The following is an 18,182-nucleotide window of genomic DNA, read 5'->3' as shown; positions in this document are numbered from 1 at the left end:
ATGTCGTGGCGGGTCGTCGGTTTGGCAGGATCTGCCCATGACTTCCCTCGATTCAGCGACAAACCCGGCCCACGAGCTGCCGGACGTCTCGCAGCTCGTGGTCGGTGTCCTCGGCGGCACCGGCGACCAGGGGCGGGGCCTGGCCCTGCGGCTGGCCAAGGCCGGCCAGCAGGTGATCATCGGCTCGCGCGACGCGGCCCGTGCGCAGGCCTCGGCGGCCGAGCTCGGCCTCGGGGTGCGCGGCGCCGACAACGCCACCACCGCCCGGGAGAGCGACATCGTGATCATCGCGGTGCCGTGGGACGGGCACGCCGCCACGCTCACCGCGCTCCGCGCCGAGCTGGCCGGCAAGATCGTGGTGGACTGCGTCAACCCGCTCGGCTTCGACAAGCAGGGCGCCTACGCGCTCGTCCCGGAGGAGGGCAGCGCCGCCCAGCAGGCCGCCGCCCTGCTGCCGGACTCCCGGGTGACCGCCGCCTTCCACCACCTCTCGGCGGTGCTGCTGCAGGACGAGTCGATCGAGCGGATCGACACCGATGTGATGGTGCTCGGCGAGGAGCGGGCCGCCACCGACATCGTCCAGGCGCTGGCCGGCCGGATCCCGGGCATGCGCGGGGTCTTCGCGGGCCGGCTGCGCAACGCGCACCAGGTGGAGTCGCTGGTGGCGAACCTGATCTCGGTCAACCGCCGCTACAAGGCGCACGCGGGTCTGCGGATCACCGACGTCTGATCATCCGGTCGTGGGACCGGAACGCCGACCTCACCCCTGGACCCGGTCCGGGGGTGAGGTCGGCGACAATGGGGCGGTCCGTCCACCGGTTTCAGGAGCTCCCGCCATGCCCCGCACGTCTCTGCTCGCCTCGATCGTCGTCGTCCTCGCCCTGGCCGCCGCCGTGGTCTCGCTGGTGCAGGGCTGGTGGCTGGGCCTGATCTGGCTCCCGCTGGCGGGCATCGCCAGCAACGTGCTCTGGATGAACCTGCGCCGCGAGAAGCTGGCCCGGGCGGCCGCCGAGCAGGTCGCCCAGGGCTCGTAGCGCCGGTCAGTCCTTCCAGAACATGAAGAGCTCGTGGCCCAGCTGCGGGTAGACCCGCTCCACGCCCAGCAGGTCCATCACGCCGTACACGGCCTCGAAGAACCAGTGGTTGATCTCGGGCTGCCAGAGCAGCGCGAAGACGGCCAGCATGCCGTACGGCGCGAACGGCTCGATCGCCCGGCGGGTCTTGTGCGACAGCCAGGGCTCGATGATGCCGTAGCCGTCCAGGCCGGGCACCGGCAGCAGGTTGAGCAGGGTCGCGCTCAGCTGCAGCATGCCGAGGAAGCCCAGGGCCAGCGCCAGCGGCGAGACGTTCAGCTCGTAGCCGTTCCAGAACGCGTGCACCGCCGGGTCGTCCAGCCAGCCCGCGCCGACCGGGACCAGCAGCAGCACCGCGGCGAGCAGGTTGACCAGCGGGCCGGCGGCCGAGATCAGGCTGTGCTTGAGCCGCCCGTGGATCCGGTGCCGCTCGATCCAGACCGCGCCGCCGGGCAGGCCGATGCCGCCGAGCAGCACGAACACGATCGGCAGCACGAAGCTGAGCAGCGCGTTGGCGTACTTGAACGGGTTGAGGGTCAGGTAGCCCTTGGCGCCGACGGAGAGGTCGCCGCCGTGCAGGGCGGTCCGCGCGTGCGCGTACTCGTGCAGGCAGAGCGAGACCATCCAGCCGGCCACCACGAACAGGAAGATGCCGAACCGGGCGTTGCCGTAGCCCTGGAACACCGCCACGGCGGCGGTGACGAAGGTCGCGAGCAGGACCCAGAACACCGGGCTGATCCGGCGGTCCTCGCTGCGTGAGCGCTGCGTGGCGGCGAAGGTCATGGTCTGGGCGCTCCGGAGGTGTGGGGTGCGGTCGGCTGGACGGGGCCAAGGGTCGATCATGCCGGGCGGTCCCGCCGCCGGACAAGCCGTCCCCGGTGAACGTACGGCGCCCGCCGCCGGGTTCCGGCCGCCGGGGCGCGGCCCGTCGGCCCGGGGGAGCCGAGGGCCCCGGCCCGGACAAATGTGCGTGGGCGGCGGGGCGATCCACCAGAATGGTCCGGTGCACTACGGCATCCTCGGCACCACCACCGCCCACCATGACGACGGCACACCGGTCCCGCTCGGCGGCGCCCGGTTGCGCGCGCTGCTCGCGGCGCTGGCGCTGCGGCAGGGCCGGCCGGTGCCGGCCGACCTGCTGGTGGACGAGGTGTGGGACACCGAGCCGCCGCAGGACTCCTCGGCCGCGCTGCAGACCCTGGTCGGCCGGCTGCGCCGGACCATCGGCCGGGAGCGGATCGGCTCGGGTCCGGCCGGGTACTGGCTGACCGACCCGGACACCGACCTCGCCGAGTTCCAGCGGCTCGCCGGCGAGGGCCGCCGGGCGCTGGAGCAGGGCGACCACGGCTCGGCCGCCGAGCGGCTGCGGGCCGCGCTGGCGCTCTGGCGCGGCCCGGCGCTGGCCGACCTGCCGGACCGCGGCGGGCCGGCCACCCGGCTGGAGGCGCAGCGCGAGGAGGCCCGCCGGTACCGGATCACCGCCGACCTGGGCCTGGGCCGGGCGGCCGAGCTGGTGGCCGAGCTCGCCGAGCTGTCCGAGCGGCAGCCGCTGGACGAGCCGGTGCAGTACCTGCTGGTCCGGGCGCTGCACGAGAGCGGCCGGACGGCGGAGGCGCTGCGGCACTACGAGCGGACCCGGCGCGCGCTGGCGGACGAGCTCGGCGTCGACCCGGGGCGGCAGCTGCGGTCGCTGTACGCGGAGCTGCTGAACCCGACGGAGCCCGCGGCCGCGCCGGAGACGGCGGCGCCCACCACACCGACGACCGCGCCGACGACCGCACCCGACCCACAACCGATGCCGGCCGCGCCGAAGCCCGCCGGGAACCTGCGCGGCCGGCTCACCAGCTTCGTCGGCCGGGAGAGCGACCTCGCCGCCCTGCGCGCGGCGCTGACGGCCAGCCGGCTGGTCACCCTGACCGGCCCCGGCGGCTCCGGCAAGACCCGGCTGTCGGTCGAGGCCGGCCGCCTCCAGCAGGGCACCGGGCACTGGCCGGACGGCGTCTGGCTGGCCGAGCTGGCCCCGGTGGAGCGCCCGGGCGCGGTGCCGGGCGCGGTGGTCTCGGCGCTCGGCCTGCGCGAGACCGTCCTGCACACCGGCGGCAGCATGGTCGCCGAGGTGATCGAGTCCCGCAACGACGACCCGGTGCGCCGGCTGGTCGAGCACTGCGGGCGCCGCCGGATGCTGCTGGTGCTGGACAACTGCGAGCACCTCATCCAGGCCGCCGCCGACCTGGTCGACGCCCTGCTCACCGAGTGCCCCGGCCTGACCGTGCTGGCCACCAGCCGCGAGCCGCTGGGCGTGCCCGGCGAGACCGTCCTTCCGGTGGAGCCGCTGCCCGACCCGGTGGCGCTGCGGCTGCTGGCCGACCGCGCGGCCGGCGCCCGGCCCGGCTTCGACCCGCTGAGCGACCCGGCGGCCTGCGCCGAGATCTGCCGGCGGCTGGACGGCCTGCCGCTCGCCATCGAACTGGCCGCCGCCCGGCTGCGGGTGATGACGGCCAGACAGATCGCCGACCGGCTGGACGGCCGGTTCGCCCTGCTCACCGCCGGCAGCCGGACCCTGCTGCCGCGCCAGCAGACGCTGCGCGCGGTGGTCGACTGGAGCTGGGACCTGCTGGGCAAGCGCGAGCGCGCGGTGCTGCGCCGGCTGTCGGTGTTCGCCGGCGGCTGGACGCTGGAGGACGCCGAGGCGGTCTGCGCGGACGGCCCGGAGGTGCCCCGCGAGGAGGTCGCCGACCTGCTGCTCTCGCTGGTCGACAAGTCGCTGCTGGTCGCCGACCTGGGCGGGGACGGCCCGCCGCGCTACCGGATGCTGGAGACCATCCACGAGTACGCGGTCGAGCGGCTCGCCGAGGCGGGGGACGCCGGGGCGACCGAGGGCCGGCACGTCGGCCACTTCCGCGAGCTGGTCCGGATCGCCGATCTGAGCGTGCACGGCCCCGAGCAGTTGCACTGGCTGGCCGTGCTGGAGCGCGAGCACGACAACGTCCGCGCCGCGCTGCGCCGCGCCGTCGACCGGCGGGACGAGCACGAGGCGCTGATCCTGGCGCTGGGCATGAGCTGGTACTGGTCGCTGCGCGGCTTCAGCCGGGAGGCCCGCGGCTGGTACGACGCGGTGCTGGCGATCGGCCCGGACCCGTTCGGCCCGGACGCCCCGCACCCGGTGCCGCTGGAGCGGCGGGTGCTGGAGTACCGGCCGCCGATGCCCGAGGAGGCCGCGAACGAGGCCCGCCGGGCGCTCAGCGTCTACCGGCTGATCAGCATGTTCGAGGGGAACCTGGACGTGCTGGCGGATCCGGACGCGATCTCCACCGCCAAGAAGGTCACCCGCGCCTACACCTCGGACCTGCCGCAGTCCTACCGCTTCCCCGGTCTGATGCGGGTCTTCGGCGGCTTCCTGGTCGGCCAGCTGGACACCCTGAAGGAGCTGCTGGACGACGCGGTGGAGGGCTGCCGGCGGCACGGCGGGCCCGGCGACCTGGCGTTCATCCTGCAGATCCGGGCCAAGATGCTGAACGACTGGCCGGAGGGCGCCGAGCAGAGCATCGTGGACGGCGAGGAGTCGCTGGAGCTGTACCGCCGGGCCGGGGACCGGTGGGGGATGTCGCAGGCGCTGTCGGCGCGCGGCGAGTCGCTGGCCAACCAGGGCCGCGCCGCGGAGGCGGTCGAGGCGTACCGGCGGGCGATCGAGCTGGCCGAGGAGCTGGGCGCGCCGCAGGAGGTGCCGATGCTCCGGGTGCACCTGGGGTCGGCCCTGCTGGAGGGCGACCCGGTGGCGGGGGAGCGGCTGATCCGGGAGACCCTGGCCGGGATCGAGCCGGGGATCAACCAGGCGACCAACGGCGCGCTGCTGTTCGGCCGGCTGATGCTGGCCGGCCTCGCCACGCTGCGCGAGGAGTACGACGTGGCCTTCGCCGAGCTGGACGAGCTGGAGTGGACCCGGGTCGGCGCCTTCGCCCCGGACGTGGTCGGCGGGATGCTGATGGTCACCCGGGGCTGGCTCACCGCCCGCTCCGGGGACCCGCAGGGCGGGCTGGACCTCGTCCACCGGGGGCGGCTGCTGCTGCGCCGGGTGCAGACCAGCGCGAGCGGTTTCCTGGACCAGATGTCGGTGATGCTGGTGCCGCCGGTGATCGGGGTGCTGGACGCCTTCGCCCGGCGGGACCGGGACCCGGAGCCGGCCCGGCGGGCCGCCGTGCTGTTCGGCGCGCACGCCGCGATGAGCGGGCCGAAGGGCGGCTACCTGGACCGGATCGAGCGCGAGCGGGTCGAGCGGAGCCTGCGCGGGCAACTCGGCGACGCGGTGTTCGAGGAGGCCGCCGCGGAGGGGAGCCGGCTGAACCTGCTGGAGACCAGCGCGCTGCTGGACCGGCTGGCCGACTGATCGGCCGTCCGGTCCGGCAGCGCCCCGGCACTCACGTCCGCTCAGGTCCGCTCAGGTCCGCTTGCGGAACCGGGACACCGCGAGCGGCGCGAACACCGCCGTGATGCCGACCGACCAGGCCAGCACGATGAGCACCGGGTGCGCCACCGCGCCCTCGCCGTTCATCAGCGCCCGGCAGGCGTCGGCCAGCGCGGACAGCGGGTTGACCTTGGTGAAGGACTGCAGCCAGCCCGGCATCGTCTCCGGCCGGGCGAAGATCGAGCTGCCGAACTGCATCGGCATCAGGACCAGCATCGAGACCCCCTGGACGGCTTGGGCGCTGCGCAGTGCCATGCCGAGCAGCATCGAGATCCACACGATCGCCATGCCGAACACCAGCGAGAGGCCGACCGCGGCCAGCGTGGCGAGCACGCCGCCCTTCAGCTCCAGGCCGATGCAGAGCGAGAAGACGATCAGGATGGCGAAGGAGAGCAGCGCCCGGCAGGTCTCCGCGCCGATCTTGGAGAGCAGTACCGCGGACCGGGCGATCGGCAGGGTCCGGAACCGGTCCATCACCCCGCTCTGGAAGTCGCTGTTGAGCCCGGTGCCGACGGCCATCGCCAGCGTCAGGCCGGTCTGCCCCATCAGGCCGGGGATCATGTACTGCTTGTAGGTGTCCTGGTCGCCGGCCATCGCGCCGCCGAAGACGTAGACGAAGAGCACGGTGAAGATGACCGGCATCAGCACGGCGTCGAACATCGACTCCGGGTCGGCCTTGATCCGCATCAGGTTCCGGCGGGTCAGCGCGCCGACGTGGCGCAGGTTGCCGGCCAGGCCGATCCGGGTGTCCTCGACCCGGGCGGGGGCGAGCGTGGCGGTGGTCATGCGACGGGCTCCTTGACGAGGGCGGGGACGGCGGCGTCCACGGGGCCGGCGGGCTTGCCGGTGATGGCGAGGAAGACCTCGTCGAGGCTGGGGACCTTGGTGTCGATGCCGGCGATGGCGAAGCCGCGGGTGCCGAGCACCCCGACCACGGCGGTCAGCTGCTCCTCGCCGGTGATCGGCACCGAGAGCAGGCCGGTGTCGGCGGAGAAGGTCGCGGCGGCGATGCCGCCGTCCTGCAGGCAGCGGGCCATCTCGGGCAGCTGGGCCGGGTGCACCGGGCGGACCTGGAGGGTCTGGCCGCCGACCCGGGCGCGGAGTTCGGCGACGCCGCCGGAGGCGATCACCCGGCCGCGGTCGATCACCGTCAGCTCGTCGGCGAGCTGCTCGGCCTCCTCCATGTACTGGGTGGTGAGCAGCACGGTGGCGCCCTCGGCGACCATCCGCTGCACCTCGTCCCAGACCTCGTTGCGGGTGCGCGGGTCCAGGCCGGTGGTGGGCTCGTCCAGGTAGAGCACCCGGGGGCGGCCGATCATCGAGGCGGCCAGGTCGAGGCGCCGGCGCATGCCGCCGGAGTAGGTCTTGGCGACCCGCTTGGCGGCCTCGGTGAGCGAGAACCGCTCCAGCAGCTCGGTGGCGCGGGCCTTGGCGTCCTTGCGGGAGAGGTCGAGCAGCCGGCCGATCAGGTAGAGGTTCTCGTAGCCGGAGAGCAGCTCGTCGACGGAGGCGTACTGGCCGGTGAGGCCGATGGTGCGGCGCAGCTGCTTGGGCTGGCGCAGGACGTCGTAGCCGCCGACGAAGGCGGTGCCCGCGTCGGGCTTGATCAGCGTGGAGAGGACGCGGACCAGGGTGGTCTTGCCGGCGCCGTTGGGGCCGAGCACCCCGAGCACGGTGCCCTCGCGGACGGTGAGGTCGACGCCGTCGAGCGCCTTGGTGGTGCCGTAGTGCTTGACGATGCCGCGGACCTCCACGGCATTGCCGGCGGCGGGACCCCGGTCGTTCGGGGCGGTGGCGATTCGTGTCATGCCCCCAGGGTGTCCGGCCCCGCTGTCGCCCCGCTGTCAGCGGCCGGTCACCGGGGCGCCGCCGCCCGGCGGCCGCGGTCGGCGCGCTGTCGGCCCGCTGTCACGCGGCTGTCACCGGGGTGCGGCGGTCGGCCGCACCCCGGTGCCGCGGCCGTCAGTGGAAGGTGTGCTCCGGGGCGGGGAACGAGCCGCCGCGGACGTCCTCGGCGAACTCGCGGGCGGCCCGGCCGAGCACGCTCCGCAGGTCGGCGTACTGCTTGACGAACTTGGGCACCCGGCCCGCCGTCATCCCGGCGAAGTCGGTCCACACCAGCACCTGGGCGTCGGTGTCCGCGCCGGCGCCGATGCCGACGGTGGGGATGGCGAGCTGCTCGGTGACCTGCGCGGCCAGCTCGGCCGGCACCGCCTCCAGGACCACCGCGAAGGCACCGGCCTGCTGGACCGCCTTGGCGTCGCGCAGCAGCCGGTGCGCGGCCTCGTCGCCGCGGCCCTGGACGGGGTAGCCGCCGAGCGCGTGCACGGACTGCGGGGTGAGTCCGATGTGCGCCATCACCGGGACGCCGGCCTCGACCAGCAGCTCGATCGAGCGGGCGCTGCGCTCGCCGCCCTCCAGCTTGACCGCGCCGACCCCGGCCTCCTTCATCAGGCGGGCCGCGTTGTGCATCGCCTGGGCCGGGGACTCCTGGTAGGAGCCGAACGGCAGGTCGGCGACGATCATGGCGCGCTTGGTGCCGCGGACGACGGCGGCGGACATCATGACCATCTGGTCCATGGTGACCGGCACGGTGGTCTCGTAGCCGAGGTGGCAGTTGCCGGCGGAGTCGCCGACCAGCAGGACGGGGGTGCCGGCCTCGTCGAAGACGCCCGCGGTGAGCGCGTCGTAGGCGGTCAGCATCGACCACTTCTCACCGCGCTGCTTGGCGGTGGCGAGGTCGCGGACGGTGACGCGGCGGTTGGTGACCCCGCCGTAGAGGGTGGCGGTCGCCGCCTGGTTCTGGGCAGGCGAAGGCGAAGAAGCGTTCATCGAACAGGCTCCTGAAGGGTTGTCGTCTCGTGGCGCCGTGCGGCGTCCCCGGATCCCCTCCATGCTTGCACGGCCCGGCGCGGCTGCAAAAGAGGGGCGCGTCCGAACGTCTTTGCCGGAGTTTTACGAAACGGGTTCGTCTCGTATCGAAATTGGCGCTAGCCTGGCCGAGGGGGGTTACGAGACGATCGCGGCTCGGAAATGCCCGCCAGTGTCAGGACGTACCACGGACGGGAAGAAGCCATGACCACCGCCGCCGCGCCACCCCGGATACCGGAAGCCATCCACCGCCGACGCTGGGCGATCCTGGGCACCCTGGTGCTCGCCCTGCTCGTCGTCGTGCTCGACAACTCGATCCTCAACGTCGCGATGAAGACCATCGCGTCCCCGGCGCCCACCGGGATCGGGGCCAGCCAGAGCGACCTCGAATGGTCGATCAACTCCTACACCCTGGTCTTCGCCGGGCTGCTGTTCACCTCCGGCCTGCTCGGCGACCGGTTCGGCCGCAAGCGGGCGCTGCTGGCCGGGATGGCCGTCTTCGGCCTCGCCTCGCTGCTCTCCGCGCTGGCGAGCACGCCGGGCGAACTCATCGGCTACCGCGCGCTGATGGGCGTCGGCGGCGCGCTCGCCATGCCGGCCACGCTCGCCATCATCATGAACGTCTTCGAGCGCTCCGAGCAGCCGAAGGCGATCGGCATCTGGGCCGGCGCCGTCGGCCTGGCCATCGCGATCGGCCCGATCACCGGCGGCCTGCTGATCGAGCACTTCTGGTGGGGCTCGGTCTTCCTGATCAACGTGCCGATCGTGGTCGTCGCGCTGATCGCCATGGTGCTGCTGGTCCCCGAGTCCAAGGACCCGAACCCGGGCCGGCTCGACCCGGTCGGCGTGCTGCTCTCCATCGTCGGCCTGGTGGCGCTGATCTACGGCATCATCAAGGGCGGCGAGCTGGCCGACTTCACCGCCCCCGAGGCCTGGGCGCCCACCCTGGGCGGGCTGCTGGCGCTGATCGCCTTCGTGCTGTTCGAGCGCCGCACCGCGCACCCCGCGCTGGACGTCGGCTGGTTCCGCAACAAGGTGTTCAGCGCCTCCGTGGTCGTGGTCGGCGTGGTCTTCTTCGCGCTGATGGGCGTCTCCTTCTTCGGCGTCTTCTACATCCAGAGCGTGCGCGGCTACAGCGCGCTCCAGGCCGGCCTGCTGATGCTGCCGCTGGCCGTCGCCCAGCTGGTGTTCGCCCCGCGGGCCCGGCTGGTGGTCGACCGGTTCGGGATCCGCGCCACCTGCGCCACCGGCATGCTCCTCATCGCGGTCGGCTTCCTCGGCTACCTGCTGCTGGACGCCACCACCCCGATCTGGGTGCTGATCGTGCTCGGCCTGCTGATGGGCACCGGCATGGCGCACGTCATGCCGCCGGTCACCGTCGCGATCATGGGCTCGCTTCCGCGCGAGAAGGCCGGCGCCGGCTCCGCCGTCAACAACACCTTCCGCCAGGTCGGCGGCTCGCTCGGGGTCGCGGTGCTCGGCGCGGTGCTCTCCACCGTCTACCGCGACGGCATGTCCGACCAGCTGGCGCACCTGCCCACCGCGGAGCTGCGGGACAAGGCGGGCGAGTCGCTGGAGGCCACCCTGGCGGTCGCCGCCCGGCTCGGCGAGCAGGGCAAGGCCCTGGTCGGCCCGGCGAACGACGCCTTCATCGACGCCATGCACGTGGTCGCCGGGCTCTCCGCCGGCGTCACCGCGGCCGGTGCCCTGCTGGCCTGGTTCCTGCTGCCCGGCCGGCTGCCGGCCGGTGCGCCGGGCGGGCCCGCCGGCCCGGGCGGCGCGACCGTTCCCGGGCAGGGGGACGCGGCCCGCAAGCCGGCGGCCGCGGACGCCTGACCCGGACGCCTGACCCGGATGTCCGACCCGGATGTCCGACCCGCCGCCGGATCAGGGGCGCCCGGCCCGCGATCCGGCGACGGGTGATCCGGTTGCGCGAGAATGGGGCCCTGCCACCGGACGAACCACCGGTGACGGGGCCACCAACGCGTGCGACCCCCCGCGCCCCGCCCCGGGGCCGGGGGCTCCACAACGGGAGATGCGAGATGAAGACGGACCCGACGGCCGCGCCGGACTGCACCGGCCCGCGCCGGGGCAGGCCCCGCAGCGAGGCCGCCGAGCAGGCGATCTTCGCCGCCGTCGAGGAGCTGATGGCGGCCGGCGCCGGCCTGGCCGAGCTGACCATCGAGGGCATCGCCACCGCCGCCGGCGTCGGCAAGGCCACCATCTACCGGCGCTGGTCCAACAAGGAGGCCCTGCTGGTCGACATGGTCAGCCGGCTGGAGGAGCCGCTCCCCGCGCCCACCGGCACCTTCCGCGGCGACCTGATCGCGATGATCGAGTACATGCGGCAGCGCGGACTGGCCAAGCGCTCCCGCTGGGTGCTCAAGGCCGCGCTCTTCCAGGTGCACAGCTCGCCCGAGCTGCACGCCGCGTACCGCGAACGGGTGATCGTCCCGCGTCGGCAGGCCGCCCGCGAGCTGATCCGCCGGGGCGTCGCCGAGGGCGAGCTGCGCGGGGACCTCGACGAGGAGATCCTCGGCGACCTGCTGATCGGCCCCATCCTGACCCGCAGCATCCTCTGGGACGGGTCCGACCTGGACGACCCCCGGCTGCCCGTCACCATGGTCGACGCCCTGCTCCAGGGCCTGGCCGGCCCGGCCGCCAAGGCCCGCGGCTAGGGCGTGTCCCGCCGTGGCGTGGCTCACCAAAGCGGGCCACGCCGGAACCCGCTCCGGCGGCCCGGCGTCTGTCCCGACATAGGCTGAGCCGGGAATCCGGCCAAACCGGCACCAGTCCGGCACGCCACCGCCACCCGGCGGGCGGCGTCGGCCGGACCGGACAGGCGGACAGCCGGACAGACGGCGCGAAGAACGGGAGCCACGGATGGCGCAGGCGGACAGGACGGACCGGGTCTCGACGGCGGACGCCGGTGAGCAGGGGTCCGGCCGGCGCCCGGCGGCCGGCTTCCTCGGACTGCGCGGCTGGGGCCGGGACGCCCGGGGCAGCGGCACCTGGCGGCGCGGCCTGCTGGTCGCCGCCCTCGCCCTGCTGACCGGTGCGCTGCTGGCCTTCCACGGCGACGTGCCCAACAGCGTCGGCAACCTCGGCAGCCTGCTGGAGACCTTCCTGCCCTGGCTCGGCCTGGGCGTGCCGCTGCTGCTCGTCCCCGCCCTGCTGCGCCGCTCCGCGACCGCGCTGCTGGCCCTGCTGGTGCCCCTGGTGATCTGGGTCAACATGTTCGGCGGCCTGCTCACCGACAAGAGCGGCGGCACCGGCGACTGGACGGTGGTCAGCCACAACGTGGCCGCCGCCAACACCGACCCGCAGGGCACCATCCGGCTGCTGGAGGGCTCCGGCGCGCAGATCGTCGCGCTCCAGGAGCTGGCCGGCAAGCCGCTGCGGGCCTACGAGTCCGGGCTCGCCGACAGCTACCCGCACCACGCGGTGGAGGGCACCGTCGGCCTCTGGTCGAAGTACCCGATCAGCGACGTCCAGGTGGTCGACATCAAGATGGGCTGGACCAGGGCGTTCCGCGCCCAGGTCGCCACCCCGCAGGGCCCGGTCGCGGTGTACGTCGCGCACCTGCCGTCGGTCCGGCTCAAGGCCGAGGGCGGCTTCACCGTCAACCAGCGGGACGCCAGCGCCCAGGCGCTCGGCGACGCCATCGAGGCCGAGCCGCTGAAGAAGGTGCTGCTGCTCGGCGACCTCAACGGCACCATGAACGACCGCAGCCTCGCCCCGGTCACCTCGCAGATGCGCTCCGCCCAGGGCGCGGCCGGCGACGGCTTCGGCTTCAGCTGGCCGGCGTCCTTCCCGATGGCCCGGATCGACCAGATCATGAGCAAGGGCGGGCTGAAGCCCACCGACTCCCGCACCCTGGACCGGGACGGCAGCGACCACCTCGCGGTGGCCGCCACCTACCGCTACAACTAAGGGGCCGTCCTGATCAGCCGCGCCGCCACCGGTTGGTGATCGGCAGCCGGCGGTCCCGGCCGAAGCCCTTGGCCGAGATCTTCGGGCCCGGCGGGTACTGCCGCCGCTTGTACTCGGCGGTGTCGACCAGCCGCACCACCCGGTCCACCACCGCCGGGTCGAACCCGGCGGCCACGATCGCGTCCCGGCCCTGGTCGCCCTCCACGTAGCGGTCGAGGACGGCGTCCAGCAGGTCGTAGTCGGGCAGCGAGTCGGTGTCCTGCTGGTCCGGCCGCAGCTCGGCGGAGGGCGGCTTGGTGATGGTGTGCTCCGGGATCGGCGGCACCTCGCCGCGCCGGAGCGCCTCCTCGTCGCGCCACCGGGCCAGCCGGAAGACCAGCGACTTGTAGACGTCCTTGATCGGGCCGAACGCGCCCACCGAGTCGCCGTACAGGGTCGAGTAGCCGACCGCCAGCTCGCTCTTGTTGCCGGGGGCGAGGACGAGGTGCCCCTCCTGGTTGGAGATCGCCATCAGCAGGGTGCCGCGCAGCCGGGACTGCAGGTTCTCCTCGGCCAGGCCGGTCAGCTCGGTGGCCGCCAGGTAGGCGTCCATCATCGGGGCGATCGACACCGTGCGGAAGTGCAGGCCGGTGCGGCGGGCCAGTTCGGCCGCGTCGTCCCGGGAGTGCTGCGAGGAGTAGCGGCTCGGCATCGAGACGCAGTGCACGTTCCGGGCGCCGAGCGCGTCCACCGCGATGCTCGCCACCAGCGCCGAGTCGATGCCGCCGGACAGGCCGATCAGCACCGAGCGGAAGCCGTTCTTCTCCACGTACGCCCGGGTGCCGGAGACCAGCGCCGACCAGATCTCGGCCTCGTCGCCCAGCCGGGGCGCGACCTCGGCGCGCAGCGGAGCGGCGGGCGCCCCGGCCGGCTCCCCGCCCAGCTCGGTGCGGACCAGGTGCAGGCCGTCGGCGAGCAGCAGGCCGTCGGTGTGGTCGCCGCCCGCGGCCGGCAGGTCGAGGTCCAGGACCAGCAGGTGCTCCTCGAACTGCGGCGCCCGGGCCAGCACCCCGCCGTCCGGGGCGACCACGACCGAGTCGCCGTCGAAGACCAGCTCGTCCTGGCCGCCGACCATGTTCACGTAGGCGAGCGCGCAGCCCGCCTCGGCGGCCCGGCGCCGCACCAGCTCCAGCCGGGCGTCGTCCTTGTTCCGCTCGTACGGCGAACCGTTGATCACCAGCAGCAGGCCGGCCCCGGCCTCGCGGGCGGCGCTCACCCGGCCGCCGTCCTGCCAGATGTCCTCGCAGATCGCCAGCGCGACGTCCACCCCGTGCAGCCGCAGCACCGGCAGCTGGTCGCCCGGGACGAACCAGCGGTACTCGTCGAACACGCCGTAGTTCGGCAGGTGGTGCTTGGCGAACCGGGTGACCACCTCGCCCCCGAACAGCACCGCCGCGCAGTTCTGCGGCGAGCCGGCCGGCCGGCCGAACCGCGCCGGGGTCCGTTCGGACCGCCCGAGGTAGCCGACCAGCACGGGCACCCCGCCGAGCCCCTCCGCGGCCAGCCGCCCGGCCAGCTCCACCAGCGCGGACCGGGACGCCTCGACGAACGAGCGGCGCAGCGCGAGGTCCTCGACCGGGTACCCGGTCAGGGCCATCTCGGGGAACGCGACCAGCTGCGCCCCGGCCCCGGCGGCCCGCCTGGTCCAGCGCACCACCTCGTCGCCGTTGCGCGCGATGTCACCGACCCACGGATCGGTCTGGCAGAGGGCGAGCCGGAGATTGGGCATGCCACCGAGTCTAATCGTCGATCTGACGCTATGTCTCGGCCAGGGGTCCGGACTGCCCCCGACGGGGGTGATCCGCCATGATGGGGACAGTCGCTTTGGGGTGGGTTCCGGGCGTAACACGAACGTAAAGAGCAGAGGTGAGACTGTCCCCATGGGCAAGCAGCAGGAGTTCGTGCTTCGGACGCTCGAAGAGCGTGACATCCGGTTCGTCCGGCTGTGGTTCACCGATGTGCTGGGGTTCCTGAAGTCGGTCGCGGTGGCGCCGGCGGAGTTGGAGCAGGCCTTCGAGGAGGGCATCGGGTTCGACGGCTCGGCGATCGAGGGCTTCGCCCGGGTCTACGAGTCGGACATGATCGCCAAGCCGGATCCGACCACCTTCCAGATCCTGCCGTGGCGGTCCGAGACGCCGGGCACCGCCCGGATGTTCTGCGACATCCTGATGCCGGACGGCTCGCCCTCGTACGCCGACCCGCGGTTCGTGCTGAAGCGGACGCTGGAGAAGGCCTCCGCGCAGGGCTTCACCTTCTACACGCACCCCGAGATCGAGTTCTTCCTGCTGAAGAACCTGCCCGGGGACGGCACCCCGCCGATCCCCGCCGACCAGTCCGGCTACTTCGACCACACCCCGCGCGGGGTGGGCCACGACTTCCGCCGACAGGCGATCACCATGCTGGAGTCGATGGGCATCTCGGTCGAGTTCTCGCACCACGAGGGCGCGCCCGGGCAGCAGGAGATCGACCTGCGGTACGCCGACGCGCTGTCCACCGCCGACAACATCATGACCTTCCGGCTGGTGATGAAGGAGGTCGCGCTGGAGCAGGGCGTGCACGCCAGCTTCATGCCGAAGCCGTTCTCCGACCACCCGGGCTCGGGCATGCACACCCACCTCTCGCTGTTCGAGGGCGACCGCAACGCCTTCCACGAGTCGGGCGCCGAGTTCCAGCTCTCCAAGGTCGGCCGCTCGTTCATCGCCGGCCTGCTGCGGCACGCCGCCGAGACCGCCGCCGTCACCAACCAGTGGGTGAACTCCTACAAGCGGATCTGGGGCGGCTCGCAGCGCACCGCCGGCGCCGGCGGCGAGGCCCCGTCCTACATCTGCTGGGGCCACAACAACCGCTCCGCGCTGATCCGCGTCCCGATGTACAAGCCGGGCAAGCAGGGCTCCACCCGGGTGGAGGTCCGTTCGCTGGACACCGGCTGCAACCCGTACCTCGCCTACGCGGTCACCCTGGCCGCCGGCCTGAAGGGCATCGAGGAGGGCTACGAGCTCCCGCCGGGCGCCGACGACGACGTGTGGGCGCTCACCGACGCCGAGCGCCGCGCCCTCGGCATCCAGCCGATGCCGCAGAACCTGGGCGAGGCGATCGACCTCATGCAGCGCAGCGAGCTGGTCGCCGAGACCCTCGGCGAGCACGTGTTCGACTTCTTCCTGAGAAACAAGCGCCAGGAGTGGGAGGAGTACCGCTCCGAGGTCACCCCCTTCGAGCTGCGCAAGAACCTCCAGGTGCTGTAGGGGCTGACGCCGAGTCAAGGATCGCGGGGCCCGCTGTCGTTCGAATGGATGACGGCGGGCCCTCCGTTCGAGGTAGGGCGTCCCCTGATGGCGGTATGTGAGGGGATAGTGACGTTGAGTTGTGATCCGATAAGCGTGATCACCCTCCCTCCTCCTCCCCCCTGAGAGGACCTCATGCCCTCCTCCTCCGTCAGCCGCGCCGCCGCCGTCCGCACCCTCGCCCGGCGGATCGGGATCACCGGTGTGGCCGTCGCCGCCGTCGCCGGACAGCTGCTCACCGCCCCGATCGCGGACGCCCGCGGGTCCGGCCCGAAGGGGCCGCAGCTGCGCGCCGACACCATCGTCTCGAACCCGCTGCCGTTCAAGACGCGCTTCCAGGGCGACTTCCACGGCTCCGTCACGCGGATCAGCAACTCGCTGATGACCTGCGACGAGACCCAGCCGCCGGTGGACCCGAACCAGCCGCCGTGCGTGGACGCCCGCACCGGCCAGGGCAGCCGGCCGATCAACAACAACTACCAGATGAAGTACATCAACATCGATCCCGGCAGTATCGGCCCGCTCGGCGACCCGATCTACTCGGCCAGCTCGGCCGACCTCGGGCTGCTGGAGGGCTCGCAGATCAAGTACGCCCGGCTGTACTGGGGCGGCACCCGGGGCATCGGCGACACGGTGCTGCCGGAGAGCCAGATCGACGAGATCTACCTGAAGCTCCCGGGCGAGAACCAGTACCGCAACATCGCCAACGACCAGCCCTCCATCGGCTACATCACCACCACCGAGGAGAGCAGCTACCAGGCCTCCGCCGACATCACCGACCTGGTGAAGCAGGCCGGCAACGGCACCTACACCGCCGCCAACATGGACTCGGTGGTGAAGCCGCACAGCTGGGGCGGCTGGTCGATCGTGGTGGCGTACGAGAACCCCTGCAAGCCGCTGCGCCACATCCACATCTGGGACGGCTTCCAGGTGGAGCTGCCGGACAGCCCGGCCCGCGAGTTCAAGCTCGACGGGCTGCAGACCCCGGCCACCGGGCCGGTCGCCGGCAAGCTCGGCTTCATCGTCTACGACGGCGACCTCAAGTGGACCGGGGACACCCTCGCGATGAAGTCCACCAACGGTCCGGAGTCGATCTTCACGGACGTCAACCACGCCTCCAACGACGCGTTCAACTCCACCATCGAGGAGCTGACCCCGGCCGACCAGTTCGTCCGCAACCCGTACAACCGCAACAACTTCGGCTACGACTCCAACCGCTGGGACATCTCGCCGTTCCTGCGCAACGGGGACACCGACATCACCATCGAGTTCGACACCGACAAGGACGGCTACGACCTGGGCGTCTTCTACGCCTACGTGAACCTGGACGGCTCGCTGGAGGGCTGATCCCCGATCACCGACCGACGCCGCTGCCGCACCACCCGCACCCGGGGGTGCGGCAGCGGCGTGCCGGGGGAGCGGTGGCGGCGGGCGGGCCCGCCGCGCAGCAGGCGCTCGCAGGGGCGTTCCACCGCGTGGTAGAGGACCCCGGCCAGCGCCAGGGTGGTGGCGCCGAGCAGCAGCCAGACGGCGAGCAGCGCGGTCGGCCCGTCGGGCCGGCCGGCCGTGCGCAGCCAGCAGCGGATGACGATCTCGTGCACCAGGTACCAGGCGTACGACCACTCGCCGAGCCGCCCCGCCACCGGCCCGGCCAGCAGCCGCGGCCCGCCGGTAGGCCCGAGGTCCCGGTGCGCGGCGGCCGCCAGCAGGGCGGCGAACAGCGGGGCGGGGAACAGCTGGGCGGCGGCGTACGGGCCCCACCAGACGGTGTCCGGCGCGGCCGCGTGCCAGGGCACCAGCAGCAGGTGCCAGCCGGCCACCGCCGCCGCGGCCGGGGCGAGCCGCACCCGGGCGAGCAGCCCGTCCCGCACGGCGAGGCCGGTGACCAGGCCGAGCAGGAACTGCGGGGTGCGGGTCAGCGGCAGGTAGTCGAGCAGCCAGCCGCGCACCGCCGGGTCGGCCGGAAGCAGCGGCCCGGCCGCCCAGAGCGCCGGTCCGGCCGCCGCGCAGAGCACCGCCAGCGGCGCCCACAGCCGCCGGCGCCCGGTCAGCGCCCGCAGCAGGAACGGGCAGAGCAGGTAGAACCAGGCCTCGGCGGCCAGCGACCAGGAGGCCGGGTTGCCGCCGAAGACCGTCCCCCGGGCCCAGGTGTGCAGCAGCGGCAGCGACCAGAGGACGGCCGCGAGCGGGAGGGCCAGGCCGAACGCGGCGTCGACGCCGAGCGACAGCGCCGTGGTCAGCGCGTGCAGCGGCCAGATCCGGGCGAACCGGCGGCGGGCGAACCGGCGCAGGGTGGTGGGCACGCCCGCGTACGTCCAGGCCAGCACGAAGCCGGAGAGGACGAAGAAGAAGGTCACCCCGCTGCGCCCGTACCAGGCGAGCGGGCCGAGCACCGGCAGCTCGCCGGTCTTGCGGGCCAGGTGGTAGAGCACCACCAGCAGCGCGGCCCAGAACCGCAGCCCGGTCAGCGAGGGCAGGCGGCTGGGCATCGGGGGGCTCCGGCGGAACGCGGACGGGGGCGGG

At 73.3% G+C, this 18,182-nt stretch carries 14 protein-coding genes; 8 read left to right on the top strand and 6 right to left on the bottom strand.

Annotated elements, in window-relative coordinates; translation table 11 throughout:
- Positions 1-37 precede the first annotated feature (37 nt).
- Complete coding sequence (npdG, locus tag AB0N76_RS07610; protein WP_363554210.1) at positions 38-730, top strand: NADPH-dependent F420 reductase; 693 nt, start codon at positions 38-40, stop codon at positions 728-730.
- A 106-nt stretch (positions 731-836) separates the two neighbouring features.
- On the top strand, positions 837-1,034 hold the full coding sequence (locus tag AB0N76_RS07605; protein WP_363554208.1) for a hypothetical protein: 198 nt from the start codon (positions 837-839) through the stop codon (positions 1,032-1,034).
- Positions 1,035-1,040: 6 nt separating this feature from the next.
- On the opposite strand, the gene AB0N76_RS07600 is transcribed toward AB0N76_RS07605, so the two are convergent.
- Positions 1,041-1,856, bottom strand: a complete 816-nt coding sequence (locus tag AB0N76_RS07600; protein ID WP_363554206.1) for a site-2 protease family protein — start codon at positions 1,854-1,856, stop codon at positions 1,041-1,043.
- A gap of 220 nt (positions 1,857-2,076) precedes the next feature.
- On the opposite strand from AB0N76_RS07600, the gene AB0N76_RS07595 reads away from it, so the two are divergent.
- Positions 2,077-5,457 carry a BTAD domain-containing putative transcriptional regulator gene (locus AB0N76_RS07595; protein WP_363554204.1) on the top strand — a complete coding sequence of 1,127 codons (3,381 nt, stop codon included), beginning with the start codon at positions 2,077-2,079 and terminating at the stop codon, positions 5,455-5,457.
- Positions 5,458-5,508: 51 nt separating this feature from the next.
- On the opposite strand, the gene AB0N76_RS07590 is transcribed toward AB0N76_RS07595, so the two are convergent.
- The 3 genes from AB0N76_RS07590 to panB form a co-directional block, all read right to left on the bottom strand.
- Complete coding sequence (locus tag AB0N76_RS07590; RefSeq protein WP_363554202.1) at positions 5,509-6,321, bottom strand: ABC transporter permease; 813 nt, start codon at positions 6,319-6,321, stop codon at positions 5,509-5,511.
- The gene (locus AB0N76_RS07585; protein ID WP_363554200.1) at positions 6,318-7,343 is read right to left on the bottom strand and encodes an ATP-binding cassette domain-containing protein; all 1,026 of its coding nucleotides are present in this window, start codon (positions 7,341-7,343) and stop codon (positions 6,318-6,320) included. Before AB0N76_RS07585 ends, AB0N76_RS07590 begins: the two co-directional genes overlap by 4 nt.
- 154 nt (positions 7,344-7,497) lie before the next feature.
- A complete protein-coding gene (gene panB / locus AB0N76_RS07580) occupies positions 7,498-8,367 on the bottom strand; it encodes a 3-methyl-2-oxobutanoate hydroxymethyltransferase (protein WP_363554198.1) in 870 nt (289 codons plus the stop codon).
- Between the two features lie 243 nt (positions 8,368-8,610).
- Here panB and AB0N76_RS07575 point away from each other — a divergent pair, with 243 nt between their 5' ends.
- From AB0N76_RS07575 to AB0N76_RS07565, 3 genes are all read left to right on the top strand, one after another.
- Complete coding sequence (locus AB0N76_RS07575) at positions 8,611-10,242, top strand: MFS transporter (RefSeq protein WP_363554196.1); 1,632 nt, start codon at positions 8,611-8,613, stop codon at positions 10,240-10,242.
- A gap of 206 nt (positions 10,243-10,448) precedes the next feature.
- Complete coding sequence (locus AB0N76_RS07570; RefSeq protein ID WP_363554194.1) at positions 10,449-11,084, top strand: TetR/AcrR family transcriptional regulator; 636 nt, start codon at positions 10,449-10,451, stop codon at positions 11,082-11,084.
- A 205-nt stretch (positions 11,085-11,289) separates the two neighbouring features.
- Complete coding sequence (locus AB0N76_RS07565; protein ID WP_363554192.1) at positions 11,290-12,339, top strand: endonuclease/exonuclease/phosphatase family protein; 1,050 nt, start codon at positions 11,290-11,292, stop codon at positions 12,337-12,339.
- 13 nt (positions 12,340-12,352) lie between these two features.
- Here AB0N76_RS07565 and AB0N76_RS07560 read toward each other — a convergent pair whose 3' ends face one another.
- Positions 12,353-14,107 carry an NAD+ synthase gene (locus AB0N76_RS07560; protein WP_363554190.1) on the bottom strand — a complete coding sequence of 585 codons (1,755 nt, stop codon included), beginning with the start codon at positions 14,105-14,107 and terminating at the stop codon, positions 12,353-12,355.
- 151 nt (positions 14,108-14,258) lie between these two features.
- Here AB0N76_RS07560 and AB0N76_RS07555 point away from each other — a divergent pair, with 151 nt between their 5' ends.
- Both AB0N76_RS07555 and AB0N76_RS07550 read left to right on the top strand, forming a co-directional pair.
- A complete protein-coding gene (locus AB0N76_RS07555) occupies positions 14,259-15,620 on the top strand; it encodes a glutamine synthetase family protein (RefSeq protein WP_363554188.1) in 1,362 nt (453 codons plus the stop codon).
- A 174-nt stretch (positions 15,621-15,794) separates the two neighbouring features.
- A complete protein-coding gene (locus AB0N76_RS07550) occupies positions 15,795-17,006 on the top strand; it encodes a hypothetical protein (RefSeq protein ID WP_363554186.1) in 1,212 nt (403 codons plus the stop codon).
- On the opposite strand, the gene AB0N76_RS07545 is transcribed toward AB0N76_RS07550, so the two are convergent.
- Positions 16,973-18,148, bottom strand: a complete 1,176-nt coding sequence (locus AB0N76_RS07545; protein WP_363554184.1) for an acyltransferase — start codon at positions 18,146-18,148, stop codon at positions 16,973-16,975. The genes AB0N76_RS07550 and AB0N76_RS07545 overlap by 34 nt on opposite strands.
- Positions 18,149-18,182 lie beyond the last annotated feature (34 nt).

The sequence above is a fragment of the Kitasatospora sp. NPDC093806 genome (assembly GCF_040683335.1).
Lineage (GTDB): Bacteria > Actinomycetota > Actinomycetes > Streptomycetales > Streptomycetaceae > Kitasatospora.
This window is presented reverse-complemented; position numbering and strand designations above follow the sequence as displayed.